General features: G+C 66.7%; 23 protein-coding genes. 9 read left to right on the forward strand and 14 right to left on the reverse strand.

Annotation, left to right across the window (positions count from 1 at the left end; all coding sequences use genetic code 11):
• Positions 1 to 147: 147 nt before the first annotated feature.
• Together AC5P56_RS07015 and AC5P56_RS07020 are read left to right on the forward strand one after the other, a co-directional pair.
• Positions 148 to 360, forward strand: a complete 213-nt coding sequence (locus AC5P56_RS07015) for a hypothetical protein (RefSeq protein WP_032958903.1) — start codon at positions 148 to 150, stop codon at positions 358 to 360.
• Complete coding sequence (locus AC5P56_RS07020) at positions 357 to 605, forward strand: hypothetical protein (RefSeq protein ID WP_053495588.1); 249 nt, start codon at positions 357 to 359, stop codon at positions 603 to 605. The genes AC5P56_RS07015 and AC5P56_RS07020 overlap by 4 nt, the downstream gene beginning before the upstream one ends.
• Positions 606 to 753: 148 nt before the next feature.
• Here the strand turns inward: AC5P56_RS07020 and lpdA are convergent, their stop codons facing one another.
• The 6 genes from lpdA to purB form a co-directional block, all read right to left on the reverse strand.
• A complete protein-coding gene (lpdA, locus tag AC5P56_RS07025; RefSeq protein ID WP_014647703.1) occupies positions 754 to 2,190 on the reverse strand; it encodes a dihydrolipoyl dehydrogenase in 1,437 nt (478 codons plus the stop codon).
• A gap of 63 nt (positions 2,191 to 2,253) precedes the next feature.
• On the reverse strand, positions 2,254 to 3,444 hold the full coding sequence (sucB, locus tag AC5P56_RS07030; protein WP_180835898.1) for a dihydrolipoyllysine-residue succinyltransferase: 1,191 nt from the start codon (positions 3,442 to 3,444) through the stop codon (positions 2,254 to 2,256).
• Positions 3,445 to 3,484: 40 nt separating this feature from the next.
• The gene (locus AC5P56_RS07035; RefSeq protein ID WP_014647701.1) at positions 3,485 to 6,316 is read right to left on the reverse strand and encodes a 2-oxoglutarate dehydrogenase E1 component; all 2,832 of its coding nucleotides are present in this window, start codon (positions 6,314 to 6,316) and stop codon (positions 3,485 to 3,487) included.
• A 186-nt stretch (positions 6,317 to 6,502) separates the two neighbouring features.
• Positions 6,503 to 7,399 carry a GNAT family N-acetyltransferase gene (locus AC5P56_RS07040; protein WP_069118377.1) on the reverse strand — a complete coding sequence of 299 codons (897 nt, stop codon included), beginning with the start codon at positions 7,397 to 7,399 and terminating at the stop codon, positions 6,503 to 6,505.
• 9 nt (positions 7,400 to 7,408) lie between these two features.
• Positions 7,409 to 8,821: a ribosomal protein uL16 3-hydroxylase gene (locus AC5P56_RS07045; protein WP_495231510.1), complete on the reverse strand. Its 1,413-nt coding sequence runs from the start codon at positions 8,819 to 8,821 to the stop codon at positions 7,409 to 7,411.
• Positions 8,822 to 9,573: 752 nt separating this feature from the next.
• On the reverse strand, positions 9,574 to 10,941 hold the full coding sequence (gene purB / locus AC5P56_RS07050; protein ID WP_111207021.1) for an adenylosuccinate lyase: 1,368 nt from the start codon (positions 10,939 to 10,941) through the stop codon (positions 9,574 to 9,576).
• A 292-nt stretch (positions 10,942 to 11,233) separates the two neighbouring features.
• On the opposite strand from purB, the gene AC5P56_RS07055 reads away from it, so the two are divergent.
• The gene (locus AC5P56_RS07055) at positions 11,234 to 12,661 is read left to right on the forward strand and encodes a class II fumarate hydratase (RefSeq protein WP_032962093.1); all 1,428 of its coding nucleotides are present in this window, start codon (positions 11,234 to 11,236) and stop codon (positions 12,659 to 12,661) included.
• A 104-nt stretch (positions 12,662 to 12,765) separates the two neighbouring features.
• On the opposite strand, the gene AC5P56_RS07060 is transcribed toward AC5P56_RS07055, so the two are convergent.
• The 7 genes from AC5P56_RS07060 to AC5P56_RS07090 all read right to left on the reverse strand — a co-directional run bounded on the left by AC5P56_RS07060 (position 12,766) and on the right by AC5P56_RS07090 (position 17,346).
• Positions 12,766 to 13,191, reverse strand: a complete 426-nt coding sequence (locus tag AC5P56_RS07060; protein ID WP_014647695.1) for a hypothetical protein — start codon at positions 13,189 to 13,191, stop codon at positions 12,766 to 12,768.
• Positions 13,192 to 13,297: 106 nt separating this feature from the next.
• A complete protein-coding gene (locus AC5P56_RS07065) occupies positions 13,298 to 13,903 on the reverse strand; it encodes a YggN family protein (protein ID WP_049442450.1) in 606 nt (201 codons plus the stop codon).
• 30 nt (positions 13,904 to 13,933) lie between these two features.
• Positions 13,934 to 14,821 carry a GIN domain-containing protein gene (locus AC5P56_RS07070; RefSeq protein WP_014647693.1) on the reverse strand — a complete coding sequence of 296 codons (888 nt, stop codon included), beginning with the start codon at positions 14,819 to 14,821 and terminating at the stop codon, positions 13,934 to 13,936.
• Positions 14,822 to 14,847: 26 nt separating this feature from the next.
• On the reverse strand, positions 14,848 to 15,876 hold the full coding sequence (locus tag AC5P56_RS07075) for an ABC-2 transporter permease (protein ID WP_014647692.1): 1,029 nt from the start codon (positions 15,874 to 15,876) through the stop codon (positions 14,848 to 14,850).
• A complete protein-coding gene (locus tag AC5P56_RS07080; RefSeq protein WP_014647691.1) occupies positions 15,873 to 16,748 on the reverse strand; it encodes an ABC transporter ATP-binding protein in 876 nt (291 codons plus the stop codon). Before AC5P56_RS07080 ends, AC5P56_RS07075 begins: the two co-directional genes overlap by 4 nt.
• Positions 16,748 to 17,107, reverse strand: a complete 360-nt coding sequence (locus AC5P56_RS07085) for a GntR family transcriptional regulator (RefSeq protein WP_005410261.1) — start codon at positions 17,105 to 17,107, stop codon at positions 16,748 to 16,750. Before AC5P56_RS07085 ends, AC5P56_RS07080 begins: the two co-directional genes overlap by 1 nt.
• 2 nt (positions 17,108 to 17,109) lie before the next feature.
• A complete protein-coding gene (locus AC5P56_RS07090; RefSeq protein ID WP_111207022.1) occupies positions 17,110 to 17,346 on the reverse strand; it encodes a hypothetical protein in 237 nt (78 codons plus the stop codon).
• A gap of 365 nt (positions 17,347 to 17,711) precedes the next feature.
• Between AC5P56_RS07090 and AC5P56_RS07095 the strand changes: the two genes are divergently transcribed.
• The 6 genes from AC5P56_RS07095 (at position 17,712) to AC5P56_RS07120 (ending at position 23,793) form a co-directional block, all read left to right on the forward strand.
• Positions 17,712 to 18,299: a glutathione peroxidase gene (locus AC5P56_RS07095; protein ID WP_014647689.1), complete on the forward strand. Its 588-nt coding sequence runs from the start codon at positions 17,712 to 17,714 to the stop codon at positions 18,297 to 18,299.
• A gap of 96 nt (positions 18,300 to 18,395) precedes the next feature.
• A complete protein-coding gene (locus tag AC5P56_RS07100) occupies positions 18,396 to 19,373 on the forward strand; it encodes an FKBP-type peptidyl-prolyl cis-trans isomerase (RefSeq protein ID WP_032962085.1) in 978 nt (325 codons plus the stop codon).
• Positions 19,374 to 19,396: 23 nt separating this feature from the next.
• Positions 19,397 to 20,746, forward strand: coding sequence for a UDP-glucose dehydrogenase family protein (locus tag AC5P56_RS07105; protein ID WP_014647687.1), 1,350 nt, complete (start codon positions 19,397 to 19,399; stop codon positions 20,744 to 20,746).
• A complete protein-coding gene (locus tag AC5P56_RS07110; RefSeq protein WP_005410256.1) occupies positions 20,739 to 20,981 on the forward strand; it encodes a SlyX family protein in 243 nt (80 codons plus the stop codon). The genes AC5P56_RS07105 and AC5P56_RS07110 overlap by 8 nt, the downstream gene beginning before the upstream one ends.
• A gap of 10 nt (positions 20,982 to 20,991) precedes the next feature.
• Entirely contained in the window at positions 20,992 to 21,672 is a 681-nt protein-coding gene (locus AC5P56_RS07115; RefSeq protein ID WP_495231511.1) for a DUF2058 domain-containing protein, read from the forward strand.
• A 48-nt stretch (positions 21,673 to 21,720) separates the two neighbouring features.
• Positions 21,721 to 23,793: an acyltransferase family protein gene (locus AC5P56_RS07120; protein WP_241887795.1), complete on the forward strand. Its 2,073-nt coding sequence runs from the start codon at positions 21,721 to 21,723 to the stop codon at positions 23,791 to 23,793.
• 12 nt (positions 23,794 to 23,805) lie between these two features.
• Here the strand turns inward: AC5P56_RS07120 and AC5P56_RS07125 are convergent, their stop codons facing one another.
• Positions 23,806 to 24,990, reverse strand: coding sequence for an MFS transporter (locus AC5P56_RS07125; protein WP_241887796.1), 1,185 nt, complete (start codon positions 24,988 to 24,990; stop codon positions 23,806 to 23,808).
• Between the last annotated feature and the right edge of the window lie 81 nt (positions 24,991 to 25,071).

Raw genomic sequence — 25,071 nt, forward strand, 5'->3', positions numbered from 1 at the left:
CCGAGCGCGGGCTCGGCTCTACAACGACGGCCCTGCACCGGATTTCATCGCCCCCAGCCCGGGTTTCGTCGCAAACCGTTTGCCGGCGGCGAGGGCAGGGCGCCAAGGTGTCCGCAGGCGGCAGGGTGCCGCCCCAAGGAGACCGTGATGAAGACCCTGTTCGCGCTCGGTGTGTGGTGCCTGCTGTTCGTGCTGTGCTGGCCGCTGGCGATCCTCGCCCTGATCGCCTGGCCGCTCGTGTGGCTGCTGAGCCTGCCGTTCCGCCTGGTCGGCATCACCTTCTCGGCGTTGTTCGCCTTCCTGCGCGCGCTGTTCATGCTGCCGGCGCGGTTGCTTGGCGGCCGGGCGGTTCCCGCATGAGGAGGGTGCTGCTGGCCGGTCTGGTCCTGTTGCCAGGCCCGGTGCTGGCCGCACCCCCGGTACCCCCGTCGGCGTGGCTGGAGCGCGAGCAGAGCGCTGCGGCTGACGAAGCCAATGCAGCGGCGGTCCCTGCGCCGAAAGCCGAGGCGCGCTGCCGGGTGGTCAAGCAATGGAAGGCCGGCGATACGGTGGTACAGCACAGGGTCTGTGAGGATCCACCGAAGAAGCCGGCTGGAAAGGTGTAGCGCCGAGCCCATGCTCGGCGGCCTTTGCAGGGCAGCCGAGCGTGGGCTCGGCGCTACAGGGAAACGGGCAACAAAAAACCCCGCCGGGGCGGGGTTTTTCGTCTGCAGGTGAGTGCCGACCAACGGTCGGCACCTACCATGATGCCGATCAGTTCGCCTTGTGGATGGCGCGCTTGCTGACCGCCATCGCCGCGTCGTGGACCACTTCCGACAGCGACGGGTGGGCGTGGCAGATGCGGGCCAGGTCATCGGCCGAACCGCTGAACTCCATGGTCAGCACGCCTTCGTGCACCAGCTCGGAGACGTTGGCGCCGACCAGGTGCATGCCGAGGATGCGATCGGTTTCGGCATGGGCCAGGATCTTCACGAAGCCTGCCGGCTCGATCATCGCCACGGCACGGCCGTTGGCGGCGAACGGGAAGCTGCCGGCCTTGTACGGAATGCCTTCGGCCTTCAGCTGCGCTTCGGTCTTGCCGACCCAGGCCAGTTCCGGTTCGGTGTAGATGACCCACGGGATGGTGTCGAAGTTGACGTGGCCCGGCAGGCCGGCGATCAGCTCAGCCACCGCGATGCCTTCCTCGAAGCCCTTGTGCGCCAGCATCGGGCCGCGCACGCAGTCGCCGACTGCCCACACACCGTTGACGCCGGTGTGGCAGTGCGCATCGACTTCGATCTGGCCGCGCTCGTTGATCTTGACGCCGGTGCCTTCGGCCAGCAGGCCCTTGGTGGCGGCGCGACGGCCAACGGCCACCAGCAGCTTGTCCACGGTCAGGGTCTTTTCGCCTTCCGCGTCGGTGTAGGTGACGATGACTTCCTTCTTCTTGCCCTTGCCGGTGATCTCGGTCTTGGAGACCTTGGCATTGAGCTTGATGTCCAGGCCCTGCTTCTTGAATTCCTTGGCAGCCGCCTTGGCCACTTCGGCATCGGCAGCCGCCAGGAACTCCGGCATGGCTTCCAGGATGGTGACTTCAGCGCCCAGGCGCTTCCACACGCTGCCCAGTTCCAGGCCGATCACGCCGGCGCCGATCACGGCCAGGCGGTTCGGCACTTCGGTGAAGTCCAGGCCGCCAACGTTGTCGACGATGGTCTCGCCGTCGAACTTGGCGAACGGCAGTTCGATCGAATCCGAACCGGCCGCGATGATGACGTTGGTGCCCTTCAGCTCGACGATGGAACCGTCATGCTGGGTGACCTTGACCACGTTGCCCGGCTGCAGTTCACCGAAGCCGTAGTAGGCGGCGACCTTGTTGGCCTTGAACAGCATGCCGATGCCGCCGGTGAACTGCTTGACGATCTTGTCCTTGCGGCCAACCATCGCCTCGACGTCGATCTTGGCATCCTTGAAGCTGATGCCGTGGTCGCCAAAGATGTGGCCCATGTTCCAGAACTGGCGCGAGGAATCCAGCAGCGCCTTGGACGGGATGCAGCCCACGCGCAGGCAGGTGCCGCCGAGGGCCGGCTTGCCGTCCTTGCCCAGCGCTGCATCGATGCAGGCGGTCTTCAGGCCCAGCTGGGCCGCGCGGATGGCAGCGTGGTAACCGGCCGGGCCGGCACCGATGACGACGACGTCGAATTGTTCAGCCATTGAATTATTCCTTGATGCATTACCAGAACCCCTCCGCGCAGGCGCGGAGGGGCGGGAGGTGTCTTACAGGCCGAACAGCATGCGGCCCGGGTTTTCCAGCTGGTTCTTGATGTCCACCAGGAACTGCACCGAGTCCTTGCCGTCGATGATGCGGTGGTCGTAGGACAGCGCCAGGTACATCATCGGCGCGATCACGACCTGGCCGTTCTGGGCGATCGGACGCTCCTTGATGGCGTGCATGCCCAGGATGGCGCTCTGCGGCGGGTTGATGATCGGGGTCGACAGCAGCGAACCGAAGGTGCCGCCGTTGGTCACGGTGAAGGTGCCGCCCTGCAGTTCTTCCAGGCCCAGCTTGCCGTCACGGGCCTTCTTGGCGTAGTCGGCGATGGTCTTCTCGATGTCGGCGAACGACATGCGCTCGACGTTGCGCAGCACCGGCGTGACCAGGCCCTTCTCGGTCGAGACGGCGATCGAGATGTCCGAGTAGCCGTGATAGATGATGTCGTCGCCGTCGATCGAGGCGTTGACCAGCGGGAAGCGCTGCAGCGCGTTGGCGGCGGCCTTCACGAAGAAGCTCATGAAGCCCAGCTTGATGCCGTGTGCCTTGACGAACTCGTCCTGCAGTTCCTTGCGCGCCGCCGACACCTTGGACAGGTCGACTTCGTTGAAGGTGGTCAGCATCGCGGTGGAGTTCTTCGACTCCATCAGGCGCTCGGCGATGCGCTTGCGGATGCGGGTCATCGGCACGCGCTCTTCCGGGCGTGCGCCACCGGCCTTGCCGGCGCCGCCGTTGCGGGCGAAGTTGACGATGTCTTCCTTGGTGACCGCGCCGCGACGGCCGGTGCCGTCGACATCGGCCGGGTTCACGCCTTCAGTGATGGCGGTGAAGCGGGCGCCCGGCGGCAGCGCATCGGCGGCCGACTTGGCGGCCGGGGCCGGCGCAGCGGCAGCGGCCGGAGCCGGAGCGGCGGCGGCCGGAGCGGCCTCGGCGGTCGGTGCCGGAGCAGCTGCAACGGCGCCTTCCTCGATGATCGCCACGACCTGGCTGGAGGTCACGGTCGAGCCTTCGGCGAACTTGATTTCCTTCAGCACGCCGTCGACCGGCGACGGCACTTCCAGGACGACCTTGTCGGTTTCCAGGTCAAGCAGGTTTTCGTCGCGCTTGACGGCGTCGCCCACCTTCTTGTGCCAGGTGGCGATGGTGCCGTCGGCGACGGATTCGGGCAGTACCGGGGCTTTGACTTCGGTGGCCATTGCGGGAGCTTCCTGGTTTGTCTTCTAAATAGGGGGAGGATTATTCAGCGAACGTGTCGTTGAACGGGTTGACCAGTGCGTCGGCGATCAGCTGCTGCTGCTCGCGGACGTGGTCAGCCATGTGACCGGCAGCCGGCGAGGCCGAACGTGCGCGACCGGCGTAGTGCAGGTTCTGGCCATCGGCCAGGCAGAACTGCAGATGGTGGCGGATCTGGTACCACGCGCCCTGGTTCTGCGGTTCTTCCTGCGTCCACACCACGTCGGTGGCCTTGCCGTACTTCTTCAGCTCGGCCGCCAGCAGCGCACGCGGGAACGGATACAGCTGCTCCACGCGGATGATCGCCACGTCGTCCTGGCCACGCTTGATCTGGTCCTCCAGCAGGTCGTAATAGACCTTGCCCGAGCACAGCACCACGCGCTTGACCTTCTTGGCGTCTGCGTTGGCGTCGCCGATCAGGTGCTGGAACTCGCCGTTGGCCAGCTCGTCCAGGGTCGACACGGCCAGCTTGTGGCGCAGCAGCGACTTCGGCGACATCACCACCAGCGGCTTGCGGGTGGTCATGTGCAGCTGGCGACGCAGCATGTGGAAGGCCTGGGCCGGGGTCGACGGCACGACCACCAGCATGTTCTCCAGCGCGCACAGCTGCAGGAAGCGCTCCAGGCGCGCCGAGCTGTGTTCCGGGCCTTGCCCTTCATAGCCATGCGGCAGCAGCAGGGTCAGGCCGGAAATGCGGCCCCACTTGGCTTCACCGGCGGCGATGAACTGGTCGATCACCACCTGGGCACCGTTGGCGAAGTCGCCGAACTGGCCTTCCCAGATGCACAGCGTGTTCGGATCGGTGGTGGAGAAGCCGTACTCGTAGGCCATCACCGCTTCTTCGCTCAGCAGCGAATCGATGACGGTGGCCTTCTCCGGCGAATCCACCAGCTGCCGCAGCGGCATGTAGTAGTTGTCGGTCTTCTGGTCGTGCAGGATCGCGTGGCGATGCGTGAACGTACCGCGGCCCACGTCCTGGCCGACCAGGCGCAGTGCATGGCCTTCGTCGAGCAGGGTGGCGTAGGCCAGGTTCTCGGCAAAGCCCCAGTCGCCCGGGATCTCGCCGGCGGCCATCTTGCGGCGGTCGTCATAGACCTTGGCCACGCGCGAGTGCAGCTGCACTTCATCGGGAATGGTGTTGATCAGCTTGGCCAGCTCGACCAGCTTGTTCTTCTCGACCTTGGTCGAGACCGGGTCGGACAGCTTGCCTTCCAGCAGCTTCGGCCAATCGACGAACAGCGGGCTGCTCGGCGGGGTCTTCTCGACCTTGGCCAGCTCGGTGGTCACTTCACCGGCGTCCAGCTTCTCGCGGTAGGCATCGACCATCGCCTTGCCGGCGCCGGCGGCGATCACGCCCGCCTTTTCCAGCTGCTCGGCGTACATCTCGCGGGTGGTCGGGTGCTTGCGGATCACCTGGTACATCAGCGGCTGGGTGATCGCCGGTTCGTCGGCCTCGTTGTGGCCCCAGCGGCGGTAGCACATCAGGTCGATGACCACGTCCTTGGCGAACGTCTGGCGGAACTCGAAGGCCAGCTGTGCGGCGAACACCACTGCTTCCGGGTCATCGCCGTTCACGTGCAGCACCGGCGCGGCGATCATCTTCGCCACGTCGGTGGCATAGCGCGTGGAACGCGTATCCAGCGGGTTGGAGGTGGTGAAGCCGACCTGGTTGTTGACCACGATGTGCACGGTGCCGCCGACGGCGAAGCCGCGGGCCTGCGACATCTGGAACAGTTCCATGACCACGCCCTGGCCGGAGAAGGCCGCGTCGCCGTGGATCAGGATCGGCATGACCTGCTTGCGCGCCGTGTCCTTGCGGCGCTCCTGGCGCGAGCGCACGGAACCGGCCACAACCGGGTCGGCGATTTCCAGGTGCGACGGGTTGAACGCCAGCGCCAGGTGCACCGGGCCGCCATCGGTGGCGACGTCGGCGGAGAAGCCCATGTGGTACTTCACGTCGCCGGCCGAGGCGTGCTCGTCGTGCTCGAACTTGCCTTCGAACTCGTCGAACAGCTTGCGCGGGTTCTTGCCCAGGGTGTTGACCAGCACGTTCAGGCGGCCACGGTGGGCCATGCCGATCACCACATCCTTGACGCCATCCTTGCCGGCGTTGCGGATGATGGTGTCCATCATCGGGATCAGCGAATCGCCGCCTTCCAGCGAGAACCGCTTCTGGCCGACGTACTTGGTGTGCAGGTAGCGCTCCAGGCCTTCGGCCGCAGTCAGGCGCTCCAGGGTGCGGCGCTGGGTGTCAGCGTCCAGCTGGTAGTTGCCACCGGCCGCTTCCAGCTTCTTGTAGATCCACTGGCGCTGCTCGACCTCGGAGATGTGCATGAACTCCGCACCGATCGAGCCGGTGTAGGTCGCCTTCAGGCGTGCCAGCAGGTCGCGCAGCTTCATGCGCGGCTGGCCGCCGACGCCGCCAGTGCTGAACTCGCTGTTGAGGTCGGCATCGGACAGGCTGTGGAACGGCAGGCCCAGATCCGGGGTGTTGACCGGTGCGGCCAGGCCCAGCGGATCGAGGCGGGCGTCCAGGTGGCCGCGCGAACGGTAGGCGGTGATCAGACGACCGACATTGCGCTCGCGCTCGTCGCCTGCACCGTTACCGGTACCGGCCTTCAGCGCATCCTTGGCCGCGTCCGCAATGTGGGAGATGACGGCCGAGTGCGGAATGTCACCTGCTTCGCGGCCCTTGAAGCCGTCGAAGTAGGTTTTCCATTTGGGATCGACACTATCCGGGGAGACCAGGTACTGCTCGTACAGGTCCTCGACATAGGAGGCGTTGCCGCCGGCGAGTTGCGAAGATTGCGCAAACTGCTTCAGTTGATTGTCCACGATGGAGGGTGTTGATTCGCTTTGTGGGGTATGGCTTCAGAAGGACCCGGCAGGAAGATGAATAGCCCTGCGCGGGCGCGTTCAAACAGCCAAATTGTACCCCCAACCGGACACGAAGGGGCACCACCACAGGTATCCCGCGTCCGCCGGTGCCGGTTCCAGACAGGTTCGGTCGGCTGTGCCGACTCAGATGCCGAGCGCACGCAGTTCGCTGCAGACGCGCGAACGGTCCCAGACACGCTGCAATTGCTGCTCGAACGGCTGCGAACGTGCTGGCAGCGCGATGCCGGCCTCGCCGTCGAGGCGATGGCCGATCAGACGAAAGTAGAAGTCGCCCGCATCGTTGAGCAGGCAGGCCGAGGCCAGCGCGCGGTCGACCGGATCGCTGACCTCGCGGAACTGGATCACGCTGGGCAGGCGCTGGGCCAGCGCCAGCAGCGGCGACCCGGCAGACGCGATCGCGGCGGCGTCGTGCACGATCACCCGCAGCTGCTTGTCGTGGCGGGCGGTGACGAAGCGGCGCAGGGCGGACTGTACCGGGGGCGCGTCGAGCAGCCCCGGGTCCAGTTGGCGGCTGTGCAGCCACAGCTGGCGACGGGCGCGGTGGATGATGGCCGTGGTGATCGCCACCGCCTCGGCGCGGCTGTCGATGGCGCTGGCCACGCCCAGCCGGCGGCGCATCTGCTGGTGTCCGATGCCGGCTTCCTCGAACACCTCGCCCTCGGGCAGGAAGCCCTGGCGTGCATAGAAATCGCGCGCGGGCAGCTGGGCGTGCAGGTGCAGTTCGGCCAAGCCGAGCCGGCGCCCGGCCTCGACCAGTGCAGCCAGCAGGGCCTCGCCGACCCCGTTGCTGCGATGGGTGGCCAGCACGGCCATGCGGCCGATGCGGCCGTCCGGAGCCAGCCGGCCGGTGCCGACCGGCTGGTCGTCACTGTCCAGTGCCAGCACATGGGCACTGACCGGGTCCAGCGCATCGCGTTCCAGCTCGGCGGCGATGCCCTGTTCCTGCACGAACACGCGTTGGCGCACGTCGTGGATGGCAACGTGGGCGTCGGCGTGGCTGACCTGCTGGACCCGGATCATGACGATGGCTCAGGCCCGGCCGGTGCTGTCGTCTTCGTCGTCGTCCTCGAAGTTGACGATGACCTCGATACCGTCGTCGTGCACGGTCACGGAGTGGACATCGTCGGACACCGCGTCGGCGTCGATCGCCTCGACGCGGTCGCGGCCTTCGACGACCTCGCCGAGCACCACGGCATCCTCGCTGTCTTCCTCGTCTTCGGCCTCGTACACCTCATTCGGGTCGATCAGCTGGAACACACCCCCGACCAGCAGCTGCTGGACCACGGCACGGCCCTTGTCGGACAGGCCGCGATAGGCGGCGGCGTCGAGCTGCTCGGCGCCGGCCAGTCGCTGCGCGTCCTTCACCGGCAGCGCGAAGTCCTGGCCGCTGACATACAGGCTGGCGCCACGCTTGGCCCGGCGCCAGGCCAGGCGGGCCCACGGGTGGCGCTGCAGCAGCATGCCCGAGGCCAGCGCTTCGACCACTTGCTCCGCGGCCGGCGCAGCCTGGTGGGCCATCACTTCGCCGGCGGCGCGGTAGGTGGTGATGAAGCGGCCGAACCAGTCACCCAGCTTGTCCGGGTCGTTCATGCGGATGGCGTTGAGGGCGGCGATCACCCGCGCCATCGCCACCGTGTCGATTTCGTTCGGGTCGGCCGGCACCTTCAGGTCGACATCCTGGTAGCGGATGTTCTCATCGGCATCGGCGATCAGGGTGTCCAGATAGTCGCTGATCAGCTCGGCAGAAGACGGCGCACGCATGCCGAACGAGAAGGTCAGGCAGGGGTCTTCGGCGACGCCGTGGTGCGGCACGTTCGGCGGCAGGTACAGCATGTCGCCCGGCGCCAGCACCCAGTCGTGGGTGGGCTTGAACACCTTCAGCAGTTTCAGCTCCACGTCCGGGCGGAAGCCCAGCGGCGGCTGCCTGCCCTTGATCGATTCGCTCGCATCGATCTGCCAGCGACGGTGGCCGTGGGCCTGCAGCAGGAACACGTCGTACTGGTCGACATGGGCGCCGACCGAGCCGCCGGTGGCGGCGAAGCTGATCATCACGTCATCCATGCGCCAGCGCGGCAGGAAGCTGAAGTGCTCGATCAGGGCGCGCACGTCCGGGTCCCACTTGTCCACGTCCTGCACCAGCAGGGTCCAGTCGTGGTCGGGCAGGGCGGGGAACACGTCTTCCTGGAACGGGCCGGTGCGCACGCGCCAGCCGTCCTGGGCCTTGTCGTGCTCGATCAGGCGCGCCAGCACACCTTCCTCGCAGGCCAGCCCGGCCAGGTCTTCCGGCTGTACCGGGGTCTGGAAATCCGGGAAGGCATTGCGGATCAGCAGCGGGCGCTTCTGCCAGAAGTCGCGCAGGAAGGTGGCCGGCGCCATGCCGAGCGGCTGGCCAGGGCGGGCGGTGACTTCGATCAGGGGGGCGGAGGACTTGCGGGCGGCCATGGGGGAATCCTTGCAGCGGAAAGCGGGAGGGGCGGCGTGGCGAGCCGCCAAGGGTTCCATTGTCCGCCGTTCGTCGGGATTGCGCACGTGCGGTGGTTTGTCGCGGGGTGTCCGGCCAACGGCGGAGCCCCTCGTGGCGGGGTCTGGGTTGGTCGCTGAAAGCAAAAGCCGGGTTTGGCCGGGCGGGTGGGCTGCGCGGGGGACGCTGCAAGTACGTCCCTGTAAGCTTGGCCGCCGCATCCATGCGGCGGACACCCCCGCGCAGCCCACCCGCCCGGCCCCTGACAGTTTCCTGCGCGGCCCGCCACGGAATGGAAGAAGAAGATCAAAGGCAACAGCGGGTCGCGCGCTGCGCTTGCTCATGCCCTTGTAGAGCCGAGCCCACGCTCGGCTTGCTGTTGCCCACGCCCAAAAGCAGCCGAGCACGGGCTCGGCTCTACAAAAGACCCTCAAACAAAGACGGACGCGGCGAAGCCGCGTCCCTCTTTCAAATTCCGTCCCGACAACCCAATGCTCTTCGATCCGTCACCGGGAATCTGCCAGAGGTGGGGCGGGAGGGGCCAGCGGGACCGTTGGCGCCATGGATGGCGCCATCGAGCCCCCATGGATGGGTTCACGGCGTGTCCCGCTGGCCCCTCCCGCCCCACCCAGCTAGCAGCAATCCAGAGCCGCTCTTGACGTTGCTATTGCCGTTGCCGTTGCCGTTGCCTGCCGCAGGCAGCGCCCGCGGCCGCCGCCGCAAAGGAATCCCCTTAAATCTTCTTCGCCAGCGACTCAGCCAGGCCGGTGTAGCTGCCCGGGGTCATCTCCAGCAGGCGCTGCTTCGCATCCGTCGGCAGCTCCAGCCCCTGCACGAACGCACGCATCGACTCGGCGGTGATGCCCTGGCCGCGGGTCAGCGCCTTCAGCTGCTCGTACGGGTTCGGCAGGCCGTGGCGGCGCATCACCGTCTGCACGGCCTCGGCCAGCACTTCCCAGGCCGCGTCCAGATCGGCATCCAGGCGCTGCGGGTTCACTTCCAGCTTGCCCAGGCCCTTGGCCAGCGAATCCAGTGCCACCTGGCTGTGGCCGAACGCGGTGCCCAGCGCACGCAGCACGGTGGAATCGGTCAGGTCACGCTGCCAGCGGCTGATCGGCAGCTTCGCGCTGAAGTGCTCGAACAGCGCGTTGGCGATGCCGAAGTTGCCTTCCGCATTCTCGAAATCGATCGGGTTGACCTTGTGCGGCATCGTCGACGAACCAACTTCGCCTTCCTTCAGGCGCTGCTTGAAGTAGCCCAGCGAAACGTAGCCCCAGATGTCACGGGCCAGGTCGATCAGGATGATGTTGGCGCGGCGTGCGGCATCACCGATCTCGGCGATGTTGTCGTGCGGCTCGATCTGCGTGGTGTACGGGTTGAACACCAGGCCCAGGCCGGTCACGAAGCGCTCGGCGAAGGCTGGCCAGTCCACGTCCGGGTAGCTGGCGATGTGGGCGTTGTAGTTGCCCACCGCGCCGTTGATCTTGCCGGTCAGTTCGACCGCGGCAATCTGCCGGCGCTGGCGCTCCAGGCGCGCGACCACGTTGGCCAGCTCCTTGCCCAGGGTGGTCGGCGAGGCGGTCTGGCCGTGGGTGCGCGACAGCATCGGCTGGCCAGCCTCGGCGTGGGCCAGGGTGCGCAGGGTGCTGGCGATGCCGTCCAGGGTCGGCAACAGCACCTCGCGGCGCGCCTGTTCCAGCATCAGGCCGTAGCTGAGGTTGTTGATGTCTTCGCTGGTGCAGGCGAAATGCACGAATTCCAGCGCCGGGGCCAGCTCGGCGTCGTCCTTCAGCTGTTCCTTGATGAAGTACTCCACCGCCTTGACGTCATGGTTGGTGGTGCGCTCGATCTCCTTCACGCGCGCGGCCTGGGCCGGGCTGAAGCTGGCGGCCAGCGCGCGCAGGCGGGCGATGGCAGCGTCGGAGAACGGAGCCAGTTCGACGATGCCCGGCTCGGCGGCCAGGGCCAGCAGCCATTCCACCTCGACCGTGATGCGGGCCTTGATCAGGCCGTACTCGGAGAAGATCGGGCGCAGGGCGTCGACCTTGCCGGCATAGCGGCCATCGAGCGGGGACAGGGCGAGCAGGGCGGAATCGGACATGTCGGCAGGGCTGGGACGAGCGGCGGGGCCGATATTCTACGACGTGCCGGCGGGGCGTGCCCTGTAGAGCCGAGCCCACGCTCGGCTGCTTCGGAGAATCCGGCGCCCCGCGGGCAGCCGAGCATGGGCTCGGCTCTACAACACGGCCCTGCGGACGGAACGATCTGGCCCGTCCTCGTCATCCCACGCTGCGGGCAAGGGAGTATCGTTGGCGCAGCCGCCAGCCCGGGAAGCGACACCCTGCCAGCCGCCGCTTCCCTTTCCCCAACTGAAGTAGTGCGGAGTTGATGCAATGAGCAGAGCTGCAAGCAAGGGTTTCAGAATCGAACACGACAGCATGGGCGAGCTGCAGGTGCCTGCCGACGCCCTGTGGGGCGCGCAGACCCAGCGTGCCGTGCAGAATTTCCCGGTGTCGGGCCAGCGCATGCCGCGCGGTTTCATCCGTGCCCTGGGCCTGGTCAAGGGCGCTGCCGCTGGCGTCAACGCCGAGCTGGGCCATCTGCCCAAGAACGTGGCCAAGGCCATCCAGACCGCTGCCGCCGAAGTGGCCGCCGGCACCTGGGACGCGCAGTTCCCGATCGACGTCTACCAGACCGGTTCTGGCACGTCCTCGAACATGAATGCCAACGAGGTCATCGCCACCCTGGCCAACCGTGCCGGCAAGGCGGGCAAGACCGCGGTGCACCCCAATGACCACGTCAACCAGGGGCAGAGCTCCAATGACGTGATCCCGACCGCGTTGCGCGTATCGGCGGTACTGGCGGCACATGAGCAGCTGCTGCCGGCGCTGGTGCACCTGCGCAAGACCCTCGACAAGAAGGGCCGCAGCCTGCGCAAGGTGGTCAAGACCGGCCGCACGCACCTGATGGATGCGATGCCGCTGACCTTCGAGCAGGAGTTCGGCGCATGGTCGGCACAGCTGGCCTCGGCACAGGAACGCATCGAAGACAGCCTCAAGCGTGTGCGCCGGCTGCCGCTGGGCGGCACCGCCATCGGTACCGGCATCAATGCCGACCCGCGCTTCGGCGCGCAGGTGGCCAAGGCGTTGAAGCAGCAGACCGGGTTCAAGTTCGACAGCGCCGAGAACAAGTTCGAGGGCCTGGCCGCGCAGGATGACGCGGTGGAACTGTCGGGCCAGCTCAATGCACTGGCGGTGGCGCTGATCAAGATCGCCAACGATCTTCGCTGGATGAACGCCGGTCCGCTGGCCGGGCTGGGCGAGATCGAACTGCCGGCGCTGCAGCCGGGCAGCTCGATCATGCCGGGCAAGGTCAACCCGGTGATTCCGGAAGCGACGGTGATGGCCTGCGCGCAGGTGATCGGCCACCACACCGCGATCACCGTGGCCGGGCAGACCGGCAACTTCCAGCTCAATGTCACCCTGCCGCTGATCGCGGTGAACCTGCTGGATGGCATTGGCCTGCTGGCCAATGTGTCGCGCCTGCTGGCCGACAGCGCGATTGCCGGGCTGAAGGTGCGTGAGGATCGCGTTGCCGAAGCATTGGCGCGCAACCCGATCCTGGTCACCGCGCTGAACCCGATCATCGGCTACGAGAAGGCGGCGGCGATTGCCAAGCGTGCCTACAAGGAGCAGCGTCCGGTGCTGGATGTCGCGCTGGAGGACAGCGGCCTGGATGAAGCCGAGCTGCGCCGCCTGCTGGACCCGGCCGCACTGACTGCCGGTGGCATCCACGCGGGGGGCGGTGGCGGCGGCGGTTGATCTGCCGGTCGTAGGGCCGAGCCCATGCTCGGTTGCTTCCTGGACCTGGGCCGAGCATGGGCTCGGTTCTACAAGAGGAAACGCCGCCCAGGGGCGGCGTTTTTTCAGCGACGGTCGGCGACGATGTTGCCGAAGGTGTCGGTGTAGTCCTTGAACTCGGGGATGCGCTGGACCAGGTCGGCCGGGATCACTTCCATGCCTTCCGGCGGCTGGATCTTCACCGGCTGCATGTTGGGATCGGCCGGGGCGGCGACCAGGGTGTTCTGGCGCAGCACCTGCAGCTTGCCGAACATGGTCTGCAGCATCTGCTTCTGTGCCTCGTCCAGCGGAATCTGGATCTCGTCCACCTTCATCGAACCATCGCCGAGGATGATGATGTTCGGCGCCGGCGGGCGACGCACAGTGACCATGCCTTCGCTGACGGAGATCTTTGGCTTGCCGCGCTCGGCGCGGTGGTTGCGGTAATCCTTGTCACAGCCGACCAGGCCCAGGCAGAGCAGGGCGGCCAGCAGCAGGAACAACTTCTTCATGGCATTCGGTTCGGGGGCCTCCGGGGCCGCCATTGTAAGCCGGCCGGCGCACGACGGCCGGCAGCGGGGCGCCGCTGCCGGCCGGGTGCGCTGATCTGTCACAGGCCTAGCGTTGGACCACGGTGTCCTTGCCGCAGTCGTCGACGTCACTCTGGTCCATCGTTGCGTAGGGCTTGAACGCCGGCAGCTCGCGCGCCAGTGCCTGCTGGCTGGCCAGCATCGCCGGCAAGCGGTTGCAGATGCGCTTGGCCTGGGCTTCGATCTTCTCGGCCTCGGCATTGATCCGCTTCTCGATGCCTTCGCTGTCGCCGCTGAAGATGCCCTTCAGTGCCTCTCCGGCAGCGCTGGCGCCGAGCTTGGCGCCGGCCAGGCCGACATCCATGCCGTCCATCGCAATGGCGACGACGTGGCCGCGGTACTCCAGCAACCGCTGTCGCTGGGCCTCGTTGGCCGGCACGTCCTTGCCGTCGATCAGCAGGTGGCCATCCGGCGTGATCTCCGCACGCGGCTGCTTGTCGGCGGAGATGTTGATGTTGCCCTGGGTAATGTCCTTCCGGGCATCAACCATGGCCTCCTTGACGGTCTGGCCGACGCCGCTGGTGGCTTCGGCGACGCTTTTGCCGACGGTCTTGTCGGGCGTGGAAGAAGTGCCGCCGCAGGCGATCAGCGGCAGGCACAGCAGGGTGGCAGGCAGCAGGCGCAGCAGGTTCATGGCAACTCCCTCGAATTGGTCCGGTGGCGGCTACTTGTTGCGGGGCAGGGTGACCGTGCCGCCGACGTTGCGGTGGCCGACATCGCCGCTGCCGCTGTGGTCGACGGTCAGGCTGCCGCGCACGCCGTCGACCTGGATGTCACCCGAACCATGGCTGCGCACGTGCACGTTGCCGCCGATGTCGGACAGATCGACATCGCCCGAGCCGACCACGCCGACCTCGACGTTGCCTTGCACGCGCTTGAACCCGATGTCGCCGGAACCGACCGTGTCCAGCCGGGCGTTGCCGCGGACATCGCTGATCTTCAGGTCACCGGAGCCGACGGTGCCGGTGACCGCATCGCCGCCAATGTTGCGCGCCTTGACGTCGCCGGAGCCGAGCGACAGCAGGTTCAGCGAGCCGCCACCGTCGATGTCCAGGTCACCCGAACCCACCGCTGCGTGGATGCTGCCGCGGGTGCCGCGAACGATCGCGTCGCCCGAGCCGACGTCCACGCTGAGCGATTGGGCGTTGTCCACGCTGGCATCGCCGGAGCCGACCTTGAGCTGCAGGGGCAGGTTGTCGGGCACGCTGCCGCGGATGTCGAGCCACGCATAGCTGTTGCCCAGGCTGATGCCGCTGTGGCGGCCGTCGCGGCGCAGGCTGACGACCAGCTTGTCGCCTTCCCTGCGCTGCTCCAGTACCAGCTGGTCCAGCCATTCCTGGCTGGAGGCGCAGGCGCGGCCATCGAGCTGGCCACCGCCCTTGCTGGCGACGACCTTCAGGTCATGCTGGTTCACCTCCAGCACCACCGCCTTGGCGCCGGCCACATCCAGCTTCAGCGTGCGGGCGGCGGTGAACTTGCAGTTCGGAGCATCGGCGGCCAGCGCCGACAGAGGCAACAGCAACAACGCAGAACAGGCGAGCAGGGAACGCATGGGTGGTGCCTCCGGGACGGATGGAATCAGATCTCGCCGGCGCGCTTGCGCAGGCGGATGGCGAGGACGATGAACACGACACCGACGGCGGCACCGATCCATAGTTCCGGCATCGCCAGCGACTTCAGCTGCGAGGCCGGCGACATCAGGCTGACCACCGATTCGAGATCGCGACGCGTGCCTTCCTCGGCGCTGAGGCGATACACCAGGTCGGTGCCCGGCACGCCGCCCAGCAGCAGTCGGCCAACGATGTTCTGCCAGAACCAGCCGGTGGTCAGGCCGATCAACGGCATCACCTTGGTGGTGCTGACAATGACGCCGGCGAACAGCGGCAGCATCACCGCCCACAGGAACGGTTTGGTACGGGCCCAGGCCGAGCACAGCAGCAGCCAGCCGGCGGTGGGCAGGGCCCACAGGGCGTAGACCGGAATCCAGGCCAGGTGACCGGCGGCCAGGGTCAACGGGCTGGCCGGACCCCAGATCAGGGTCATCGGGCTGCCACCGTGCATCAGCGCGACGATGCTGATCACCAGCATGAAGCCGAACATGGTGATGATGCCGGCGATCACCGCGATCATCGGGGCCACGACCAGTGCGCTGATCACCTTGGACAGCACGGTCTGGGTGTCCGACAGCGGCAGCGACTTCCAGAACAGGATGCTGCGGTCGCGACGGTCGTCGTACAGGGCGCCCAGGCAGTAGAAGAACACCACGAAGGCCAGCACCAGGAACGGCCAGGCCGAGCTGAGCACCAGGGTCAGGTCGAGGCCGTTGCCGAGGTCGGCCAGGTCCTTGGCGCTGATGTCGCGGGTCAGCAGGGCCAGGTCCAGGCCGTTGATGTTCACGCTCTCGCCGTCGACATGCAGTGCGCCGTTGCGTGCTGCACGGTTCAGTGCAAACAGGCCGAAGGCGATGCCGACGGTGCTCATCACCAGCGAGATCAGGCCGGCGATCAGCGGCGCATACAGGAAACCGCCACGGTTCTCCCAGTACTCGCGCTTGAGCAGCCAGCGCAGGGTGCCCATCGGGCTGACGGGGTGGTTGACGGCAGTCATGCGTAGGTCCCCTTCATGATGGCGACGAACAGATCGGCCAGGCCCGGGCTGCGGGTCTCGCCAAGGGTGGAGAGCTGGGTGCGCGGCACACCGTCGAACAGCATTACGGTCTTGCCGAACGTCAGGCTGCGCTCGTCGATCGGCTTCAGCGCACGCGCGGTCTCCAGCTGGTCGGCGTTGACCAGAAGCTCGGTGTAGCGCTGGCCGACATCGTCCATTTCTGCATCGAGCACGATGCGACCATCACGGATGAACATGACGTCGCTGAGGATGTGCTCGATCTCCTCCACCTGGTGGGTGGTGACGATGATGGTCTTCTGTTCGTCGAAATAATCTTCCAGCAGGCGCTGGTAGAACTCCTTGCGGTACAGGATGTCCAGGCCCAGGGTGGGCTCGTCCAGCACCAGGATGCGCGCATCGATGGCCATCACCAGCGCCAGGTGCAGCTGCACGATCATGCCCTTGGACAGTTCGCGCACGCGCTGCTTCGGCTGCAGCTTGGTGTTGGCCAGGAAACGCTCGCAGCGGGCACGGTCGAAGCGCGGATGGACACCGGCGACGAAATCGATCGCTTCACGGACCTTCAGCCAGCGCGGCAGCACGGCGACGTCGGCAATGAAGCAGATGTCGTTCATCAGCGCGTCGCGGTGCTGCCGCGGGTCGCGGCCGAGCACGCTCAACTCACCTTCCACCGAGGTCAGGCCGAGGATGGCCTTCAGCGCGGTGGTCTTGCCGGCGCCGTTGGGCCCGATCAGGCCGACGATGCGCCCGCTCGGAATGCTGAAGCTGGCATTGTCGAGGGCCACGGTGGTCTTGTAGGCCTTGCGCAGGCCTCGGGCGGTGATGACCGGTTCACTTGCGGTGCTATTCATCAGACTTTCCCCTGGGGCAGCAATTCGTCGAGGCTCAGGCCCAGGCGCTGGATGCGCTCCAGCACCGCCGGCCATTCTTCGTTGAGAAAGCGCTCGCGCTCGCTGCTGCGCAGCTGCGTGGCCGCCTGCTCGGTCATGAACATGCCCAGGCCGCGGCGCTTCTCGACCAGGCCTTCATCGGCCAGTTCCTGGTAAGCGCGCGAAACGGTGATGGGGTTGAGCTGGTAGTCGGCGGCCACCTGGCGCACCGAAGGCAGGGCATCGCCCGGCTTGAGGATTCCGTCGAGCATCATGGCGATCACGCGCTCCTTCAACTGACGGTAGATGGGAGCGCCGTCGCTCCACTGGATGTCGCTCATATTCAGCTCCGTGGGGTCAGCGGCTGTGCGAACGAGAAATACGGCATGGACAGGGAGCTGTGCAGCCGACGCGGGGGAGAGGGGGAGGGATCGGCGTTCCCGGCCGGCGAAACGGATGCATCCTGCGCACTGTCGGCGGAGGCGGGAGCGGTTGGCATGGCCAGCCAGGCCAGCACGATCAGGGTCGAAACGGCAGCGGCCGCGGGTGCGGCGAGGTTGCGACGGATCCGGGCGTTCATGGCTCCCCCTGTCTCAGGTGACTGGTGTTGTATGCAACTATAACACCGGCACGCCCACGTGCAACCCCTTGCCGTGCCCAACTGATGGCAGGGGTGGTCAAACCGCTGAAATATCCCCTTATCCCCTTGATTGAAAAGGGAAACGGAATTGTCGTGCGGGCCGATCACGCCCTGCCTTCCATTCAGCGTTGTCCATGCTATGTCATCCCTGCGCCGTTGAGGGTGGGTCCTCCCGGGAAAGGCCACGCCGCGCAAAGCCGCCGGCGCCCGCCGCAACAAGGGGCAACGGAGCCCGGTGCTATAGTTCGGCCGATTCCCGGCCGCTATCGGCCGGCCCTGTGAATGGCTACCGCGGACTGCTCTCGATGCCCCTGCCGACCGTTGTCCCGCGCCGACTGCGCGGCCTGTCCCTGTTGACCCTGCTGGTGGCCGGCCTGGCCGGTTCCGCCCACGTGCTGGCGGCCGATCTGCTGGACCTGGACTATCGCCCGCTGGCCAGCAAGCAGCAGGTCAACCTGCAGCAGCGCTACCACGGGCAGGTGCTGCTGGTGGTCAATACCGCAAGCAAGTGCGGCTATACCCCCCAGTACGAAGGCCTGGAGGCGCTGCAGAAGCGTTATGCCGGCCGCGGCTTTGCCGTGCTGGGTTTCCCGTCCAACGATTTCAAGGGCCAGGAACCGGGTGACGAGAAGCAGATCCAGGATTTCTGCACGCTTACCTATGGCGTCAAGTTCCCGATGTTCGAGAAGGTGCACGTCGTCGGTGCGGAGGCCACGCCGCTGTACCAGCGGTTGACCGCAGCCACCGGCGTGGCGCCGGGCTGGAACTTCCACAAATATCTGGTCGGCCGCGATGGCAAGGTCATCGCCCAGTTCGCCAGCAAGGTGACGCCGGACGATCCACAGCTGACCGCCGCCATCGACAAGGCGCTGGCCGTCGCTCCTACGCATTGATATCCGGCACGGATGCCTCGACATCGACGGCATGCGTGCGACAATGCTTCTTTTCGCGCCGACGTCGGCGCCCAGACACTTCCAGGAATGCAGCGAATGAAGATGGGAATGCGCGGCGCCGCGGCGTCGGTTCTGATTCTGGCGATGGGCACTTCGGGTGTCGCTCTGTCGCAACAACCGGCTGCCCCCGCAGCCGCCAAGGAGACCGCAACCTTGAATTCCCCCAAGCAGAAGCTCGGCTACGCCATCGGCCTGGACGTCGCCAAGTCGTTCACCCCGATCGCCGATGAGATCGATGTGGCCGCGCTGCGCACCGCCGTGGAACGTTCGTTCGAAGGCCTGCAGCCGCAGATCACCCAGGAACAGGCCAAGGCCACCGATGCCGCACTGCGTCAGGTCGTGATGGCCCGCAGCGGGCAGCAGGTGCCGGGCATGGCGCCGGGTTCGCAGCCGCCGAAGGTCGACCGCGTCAAGGTGTCGCAGATGATCGGTTCCTACTCAGTCGGCCCGTCGCTGGCACAGCTGAAGGACGACATCGACGTCGCCTCGCTGTTTGACGCGATCAGCACCGGCCTGAGCAAGGGTCAGCCGAAGATGACGGAAGCTGACGCGACCGCCACCATCCAGGCGTTCATGGGCAGCAAGCAGGCCGAAATGCAGGCCAAGGCCGCCGCTGCCGCGCAGACCAACCGCGAGGAAGGCAATGCGTTCCTGGCCAAGAACAAGACCCAGCCGGGCGTGGTGACCACCCCGTCGGGCCTGCAGTACCAGGTCATCCGCCCGGGCAGCGGCGAGCGTCCGCTGCCGAGCAGCAAGGTGCGCGTGAACTACGAAGGCAAGCTGCTCAACGGCACCGTGTTCGACAGCTCCTATGGTCGTCAGCCGGCCGAGTTCGGCCTGGACCAGGTGATCAAGGGCTGGACCGAAGGCGTCGCGCTGATGCCGGTCGGTTCGAAGTACCGCTTCTGGATCCCGGGCGAGCTCGCCTACGGTGAGAACGGCACCCCGGGTGGCCCGATCGGCCCGAACGCGACTCTGACGTTCGACGTCGAGCTGCTGGGCGTCCTGCCGTAAGCGACCACGGAGCCAGCACGGACATGCGCGTTGCGATTTTCGGTACCGGTTACGTAGGGCTGGTGACCGGTACCTGCCTGGCCGATGTCGGCCACCAGGTGGTCTGCGTCGATATCGACCAGGCCAAGGTCGATGGCCTCAACCAGGGCATCATCCCGATCTATGAGCCGGGCCTGGAACCGATGGTGAAGGCCAATCACGCCGCGTCGCGGCTGACGTTCACCACCGATGCCGCAGCCGCGATCGGCCACGGCCAGGTCGTGTTCATCGCCGTCGGCACGCCGCCGGACGAGGATGGCAGCGCTGATCTGCAGTACGTGCTGGCCGTGGCCCGCACCATCGGCCAGCACATGAGCGTGCCGACCGTGGTGGTCAACAAGTCGACGGTGCCGGTGGGCACCGCCGACAAGGTCCGTGCCGCCATTGCCGCAGAGCTGGCGGCACGTGGCGCCGACATCGCCTTCGACGTGGTGTCCAACCCGGAATTCCTGAAGGAAGGCGACGCCGTTGCCGACTGCATGCGTCCGGATCGCATCATCATCGGTGCGACCAGCGCCGAGTCGGTGGCGGTGATGCGGCGCCTGTATGCACCGTTCAACCGCAACCACGACCGCGTGGTGGAAATGGACGTGCGTTCGGCCGAGCTGACCAAGTACGCCGCCAACGCGATGCTGGCGACCAAGATCTCGTTCATGAACGAAATCGCCAACATCGCCGAACGTGTCGGCGCCGATGTGGAGCAGGTCCGCCAGGGCATCGGCTCGGATCCGCGCATCGGCTGGCATTTCATCTACCCGGGCGCCGGCTATGGTGGCTCGTGCTTCCCCAAGGATGTGCAGGCGCTGGCCCGCACCGCGCAGCAGGCCGGCCTGGAGCCTAAACTGCTGAACGCCGTGGAAGCGGTCAACGATGCGCAGAAGGGCCATCTGTTCGCCCTGGTCCAGCGCCATTACGACAAGGGCGAGGACGAAGGCGTGCGTGGCAAGACCTTTGCCGTGTGGGGCCTGGCATTCAAGCCAAACACCGACGACATGCGCGAAGCCTCCAGCCGACGCCTGCTGGCGCAACTGTGGGAAGGCGGTGCGACGGTGCGTGCCTACGATCCGGAAGCGATGCATGAGGCGCAGCGCATCTTCGGTGAACGCGATGACCTGGTGTTCTGCAGCAATGCCAGCGAGGCGCTGCAGGGCGCCGATGCACTGGTCGTGGTGACCGAGTGGAAGCAGTTCCGCAGCCCCGATTTCCAGACGCTGCGCGAGCAGTTGAAGGACGCGGTGGTGTTCGACGGCCGCAACCTGTACGAGCCGGCGGACGTGGAAGCAGCGGGCCTGGCGTATTACGGCATTGGCCGGGGGCGCTCGCTGCATGTCTGATCTGCTGCCAACCGAACGCGAGCAGGCGCTGGAAGCGCGCCTGGTCGAACTGGAAATGCGCGTGTCCTTCCAGGAACAGGCGCTGGCCGAACTGAGCGATGCGCTGGCCGATGCCCGCATGCAGGGCATGCGCAACGCCGACGTGCTGCGCGTGCTGCTGGAAGATCTGGGCAAGGTCCGCAACGCGCTGAATTCTTCCGATCCGGCGAGCGAACCGCCGCCGCCGCACTACTGATCCGAATCCTATGAGCGATACCCTCCGTGACCAGCTGATGGGCCTGGGCTTCAAGCCTGCGCCCAAGCCAGAGCGCAAGAATGATGGCCCCCGCCGTGATGGCCGCCCGCAGGGCAAGGGTGGCAACGGCAATGGAAAGCCGCAGGGCGCTGGCAAGGGCGAGCACAAGCCCGGCCAGCGTCGCGGTCCTGGCCATGGCGGCCCGGGCGAGCCCGGCCAGTCGCGTGGCCCGGGCCAGCAGGGCCCGCGCAAGCCGCGCAGCGCAGAAGAGATGGACCTGGCCAAGGCCTACGCCATCCGCGCGCAGAAGGAAAAGGAAGAGCGCATCGAAACCGAGCGCCTGAAGCAGGAAGAGGCGCGTGTGCGCCGCGAGGCCAAGACCAAGCTGGAAGAACTGCTGAAGGACAAGGGCCTGAATGCCGAAGCGGCGGACATTGCCCGCCACTTCCCCTACGGCGGCAAGATCAAGCGCATCTATGTGACCGCCGAACAGCTGACCGCGCTCAACGCCGGTGAGCTGGGTGTGGTCCAGCTCAATGGCCGCTACCTGCTGGTGACCGCCGAGGTGCTGGCGCAGTGCGAGGCGGTGTTCGCCGCATCGGTGGCGCTGAAGGTCGATCCGAATGCGCCGGCCGAGGAAGATCCGTACGCGGACCCGCAGTACCAGGTGCCGGACGACCTGGTCTGGTAAACGCGTGACCGCCGCGGGCGCGCTGCCGTCGCGGCCGTGGGGGTAGGGATGACCGCTGATCCAAGCCGTGGCTACGTGCCGCACATTGACGGCCTGCGCGCGATCGCCGTGCTGGCCGTCATCGTGTTCCACCTGGACCCGGCCTGGTTGCCAGGCGGGTTCACCGGCGTGGATGTGTTCTTCGTCATCTCCGGTTTCGTGGTCAGCGCGTCGGTACACCGGCTGCCGCCGCTGTCGCTGGGGCAGTCGATGCTGCGCTTCTATGCGCGCCGCATCCGTCGCATCGCGCCGGCGCTGTTGGCCTGCCTGTTGCTGACTGCCGTGGCAAGCGTGCTGTTCATTCCCGAGTCCTGGCTCAGCGAAGCCAGTGACAGGACCGGACTGATGGCGTTCTTCGGCTTCAGCAACTGGGTGCTGGCAGCGATCGGCAACGACTATTTCGCACCCAGGGCCGAATTCAATCCCTACACCCACACCTGGTCGCTGGGCGTGGAAGAGCAGTTCTACCTGCTGTTCCCGCTGCTGTTCCTGGCTTGGGCGCGCGGTGCACGCGGGCGCTGGATCAGCCTGGGCCTGTTCGCCCTGGTCAGCATGGCGTCGCTGCTGCATGCGGCGGTGCTGGGTCTGCGCGAGGCGCCGCCATCGTGGGCGTTCTATGCCACCAGCACCCGCCTCTGGCAACTGGGGGTGGGCGTGCTGCTGTTCCAGCTGCTGCATGTGCGCGAATCGCTGGACCCGGCAACCGGCCAGGCACTGAAGCGCGCCGCGCCGGTGTTCTCCCTGCTGGCCATGGTGGCGCTGGGCCTGCTGGGGTGGGCGTTGTGGTCCGCGCGTGCCGGGCGGTCACCGTGGCCTGACGGCGTGCTGCCGGCCTTCGCCACCGCGGGCCTGCTGTGGGCGCTGCATCATCATCCGCAGGCATGGGTGGCGCGCCTGTTGGCCAGCGCCCCGATGCGCCGTATCGGCCTGCTGTCGTACTCGCTGTACCTGTGGCACTGGCCGGTGTTCGTGCTGATGCGCTGGACCGTGGGCCTGCAGACACCCTTGCAGATGACCACCGCGATGGCGTTGGTGCTGCTGCTGTCATGGCTGTCGTGGCGCTGGGTGGAACAGCCGTTCCGCGGCACGTTGGCGCAGCGCCTGCGTCCCGGGCGTTGGGTGCTGGCCGGCGCGGTCGTACTGCTGTGCGCCGCCGGCATCCAGACAGTGCTCTACCTGCAGGCGCCGCGGCTGTCGTTGAGTACGGTCAGCCGGCATCCGGCCGATTGGTACCCCAATGGCAAGAGCGTGGCCGGTGACTATCCCGAGTGCGCACTGGTGGTCGCCAAGCATCGTTTCGAAGGCGGTAGTGCGCGCACCTTTGCCCGTGGAGACTGCGACCGCCCGCTACCGGTTGGCGCGCCGAAGCGGGTGTTCGTTGCTGGTGATTCGCATGCGATGGCCTACATCGAGCTGCTGCAGCGACTGGCCCTGGAAACCGGCTCGGCGGTCTCCCTCTATGGCCGCGGCGGATGCCCGCAGGTGAGCCTGCAGAAGTGGCGCGGTGCCGGTGCCGGTTGCGCTGATTTCGACGCCGCGGTGTTCGCCGATATCGTGCGGCGTGCGCAGCCGGGGGATGCCGTGGTGCTGGTGTCGTTGCGCGTGCCACGCCTTTCCGATCAGTTCGTGCTGTTCGATGCGCAGGCGCAGCTGGCGGGCGAACTGACGGCAGAGGCCGCGGCAGGACGCGACGCCGAAGTGGCCGAGGCGGTCGCGCAGTGGAGACCCCTGGCCGAGCGTGGCGTGCGCATCGTGCTGGAGGCGCCCAAGCCAGTGCTGCCAGCGCCTCCTTATCGCTGCTCGGACCGCTTCAATGCCCGCAACGAGGTCTGCCGCAACGGCCTGGACAGCACGCGCGTCGCGATGGAAACGTTGCGGGCACCCATGCTGGGCAGCCTGCAGCAGGTGGTCGATGGACTGCCAGGTGGCGTGCTGTGGGACCCGATGCCGGCGCTGTGCGACGACGCGTTATGTCCAGCCCAGCGCGATGGGCGGCCGCTGTTCTTCGATGGCGATCATCTCAGTGCGCATGGCAACCGGGTGCTGCTGCCCTCGCTGCAACAGGTGCTGTTGCAGCGCTGAGCCGGGCAGGGGTCAGCGCACGCGGCTGTTCCGTCGCGCACGTATGAGCGGCAGGCTCAGTGCGAAGAAACAGAGCAGGGCGCCAATCAGGGCGAAGCCGCTGCCGGCCAGGAACGCGGTGCGACCATCGTCGATCTTCCACAGTTGGCCGGCAATGAGTGCGCCGAGCACACCGCCGACACCGGACGAGAATCCGTACAGCAGCCCCTGGCCATGCCCATTGAGGCGACCGGGGAAGTAGGTCGCCAGCATCTGCATCGCTGCTGCGAAGAACGCCGCAAAGCCCAGCGCGTGCGCGCTCTGCGCCAGCAGCATCACCGGCAGGTTTTCCGGGAACAGTGCGGTCACGGCCCAGCGCAGGCAGGAACTGACCAGCGCGATCAACAGCATCCAGCTGGCGTCATAGCGGCGGAAGAAGCGGCCGATGGTGAAGAACACGCCCACTTCGAAGACCACACCGATGGTCCACAACAGGCCCAGGGTGGAGGTGCGGTAGCCGTGATGGTCCATGTAGACCGAAAAGAACGTGTAGTACGGGCCGAAAGACAGTTGCTCCATGAAGGCGGCCAGGAAGAACGCCAGCACCGGCGGTCGGCGCACGATCTGCCAGAAGCCGCTGGCGTCGCCGCCGGTCTTGCCGATGCCGCGCGCGTAGTGGTTGCTGAAGGCCGAGGCGACCAGCAGCGCGAACAGTGGCAGCATCATCCACGGCAGCAGCCCGGCGTGGCTGGCCGTGCCGTCATCTTCGATCAGCCAGCCGAACAGGGTCACGACGGCGATGAAGCCGAGCGAGCCCCAGACCCGGATCAACCCGTAGCGATGGCTGTCGTTGCCCAGATGGGTGAGGGTGATCGACTCGAACTGCGGCATCACCGCGTTGTAGAAGAAGCAGAACACCACCATCGCCGGGTACATCCACGTCTGTGGCAGCGGCAGCAGGAATACCGCGAAGCTGAGCAGGGTCAGCACGCAGCCCGCGCGCAGCAGGCGGATCGGTCGTGGCGATGCGGCCGCCAGCGAGGTCCAGGTGCTGGGCGCGATCACGCGGGTGGCGTACCACAGGCCCATCATCACGCTGATGGCCGTCACGCTCATGCCGCGCGCGGTCAGGAACAGGCTCCAGTACGGCGTGAACGCGCCCAGCGCCGCGTAGTAGAACAGGTAGAAGCTGGAGAGGCGTGCAACGGGAACGGTCATCGCGGAATGATGAGGCAAAAAAGGGGACGGAGGGAATTAAGTCGCGAATGCATAAACGACTTAATCCCCTCCGTCCCCTTT

It is taken from the genome of Stenotrophomonas sp. YJH_SMC_131 (genome assembly GCF_059367975.1).

Excerpts from the sequence above, each read along its gene's own strand:
- AC5P56_RS07015 (WP_032958903.1), top strand. The coding sequence starts at position 148 with ATGAAGACCCTGTTCGCGCTCGGTGTGTGGTGCCTGCTGTTCGTGCTG.
- AC5P56_RS07020 (WP_053495588.1), top strand. The coding sequence starts at position 357 with ATGAGGAGGGTGCTGCTGGCCGGTCTGGTCCTGTTGCCAGGCCCGGTG.
- lpdA (WP_014647703.1), bottom strand. The coding sequence starts at position 2,190 with ATGGCTGAACAATTCGACGTCGTCGTCATCGGTGCCGGCCCGGCCGGT.
- sucB (WP_180835898.1), bottom strand. The coding sequence starts at position 3,444 with ATGGCCACCGAAGTCAAAGCCCCGGTACTGCCCGAATCCGTCGCCGAC.
- AC5P56_RS07040 (WP_069118377.1), bottom strand. The coding sequence starts at position 7,399 with ATGATCCGGGTCCAGCAGGTCAGCCACGCCGACGCCCACGTTGCCATC.
- AC5P56_RS07045 (WP_495231510.1), bottom strand. The coding sequence starts at position 8,821 with ATGGCCGCCCGCAAGTCCTCCGCCCCCCTGATCGAAGTCACCGCCCGC.
- purB (WP_111207021.1), bottom strand. The coding sequence starts at position 10,941 with ATGTCCGATTCCGCCCTGCTCGCCCTGTCCCCGCTCGATGGCCGCTAT.
- AC5P56_RS07055 (WP_032962093.1), top strand. The coding sequence starts at position 11,234 with ATGAGCAGAGCTGCAAGCAAGGGTTTCAGAATCGAACACGACAGCATG.
- AC5P56_RS07060 (WP_014647695.1), bottom strand. The coding sequence starts at position 13,191 with ATGAAGAAGTTGTTCCTGCTGCTGGCCGCCCTGCTCTGCCTGGGCCTG.
- AC5P56_RS07065 (WP_049442450.1), bottom strand. The coding sequence starts at position 13,903 with ATGAACCTGCTGCGCCTGCTGCCTGCCACCCTGCTGTGCCTGCCGCTG.
- AC5P56_RS07070 (WP_014647693.1), bottom strand. The coding sequence starts at position 14,821 with ATGCGTTCCCTGCTCGCCTGTTCTGCGTTGTTGCTGTTGCCTCTGTCG.
- AC5P56_RS07075 (WP_014647692.1), bottom strand. The coding sequence starts at position 15,876 with ATGACTGCCGTCAACCACCCCGTCAGCCCGATGGGCACCCTGCGCTGG.
- AC5P56_RS07080 (WP_014647691.1), bottom strand. The coding sequence starts at position 16,748 with ATGAATAGCACCGCAAGTGAACCGGTCATCACCGCCCGAGGCCTGCGC.
- AC5P56_RS07085 (WP_005410261.1), bottom strand. The coding sequence starts at position 17,107 with ATGAGCGACATCCAGTGGAGCGACGGCGCTCCCATCTACCGTCAGTTG.
- AC5P56_RS07090 (WP_111207022.1), bottom strand. The coding sequence starts at position 17,346 with ATGAACGCCCGGATCCGTCGCAACCTCGCCGCACCCGCGGCCGCTGCC.
- AC5P56_RS07095 (WP_014647689.1), top strand. The coding sequence starts at position 17,712 with ATGCCCCTGCCGACCGTTGTCCCGCGCCGACTGCGCGGCCTGTCCCTG.
- AC5P56_RS07100 (WP_032962085.1), top strand. The coding sequence starts at position 18,396 with ATGAAGATGGGAATGCGCGGCGCCGCGGCGTCGGTTCTGATTCTGGCG.
- AC5P56_RS07105 (WP_014647687.1), top strand. The coding sequence starts at position 19,397 with ATGCGCGTTGCGATTTTCGGTACCGGTTACGTAGGGCTGGTGACCGGT.
- AC5P56_RS07110 (WP_005410256.1), top strand. The coding sequence starts at position 20,739 with ATGTCTGATCTGCTGCCAACCGAACGCGAGCAGGCGCTGGAAGCGCGC.
- AC5P56_RS07115 (WP_495231511.1), top strand. The coding sequence starts at position 20,992 with ATGAGCGATACCCTCCGTGACCAGCTGATGGGCCTGGGCTTCAAGCCT.
- AC5P56_RS07120 (WP_241887795.1), top strand. The coding sequence starts at position 21,721 with ATGACCGCTGATCCAAGCCGTGGCTACGTGCCGCACATTGACGGCCTG.
- AC5P56_RS07125 (WP_241887796.1), bottom strand. The coding sequence starts at position 24,990 with ATGACCGTTCCCGTTGCACGCCTCTCCAGCTTCTACCTGTTCTACTAC.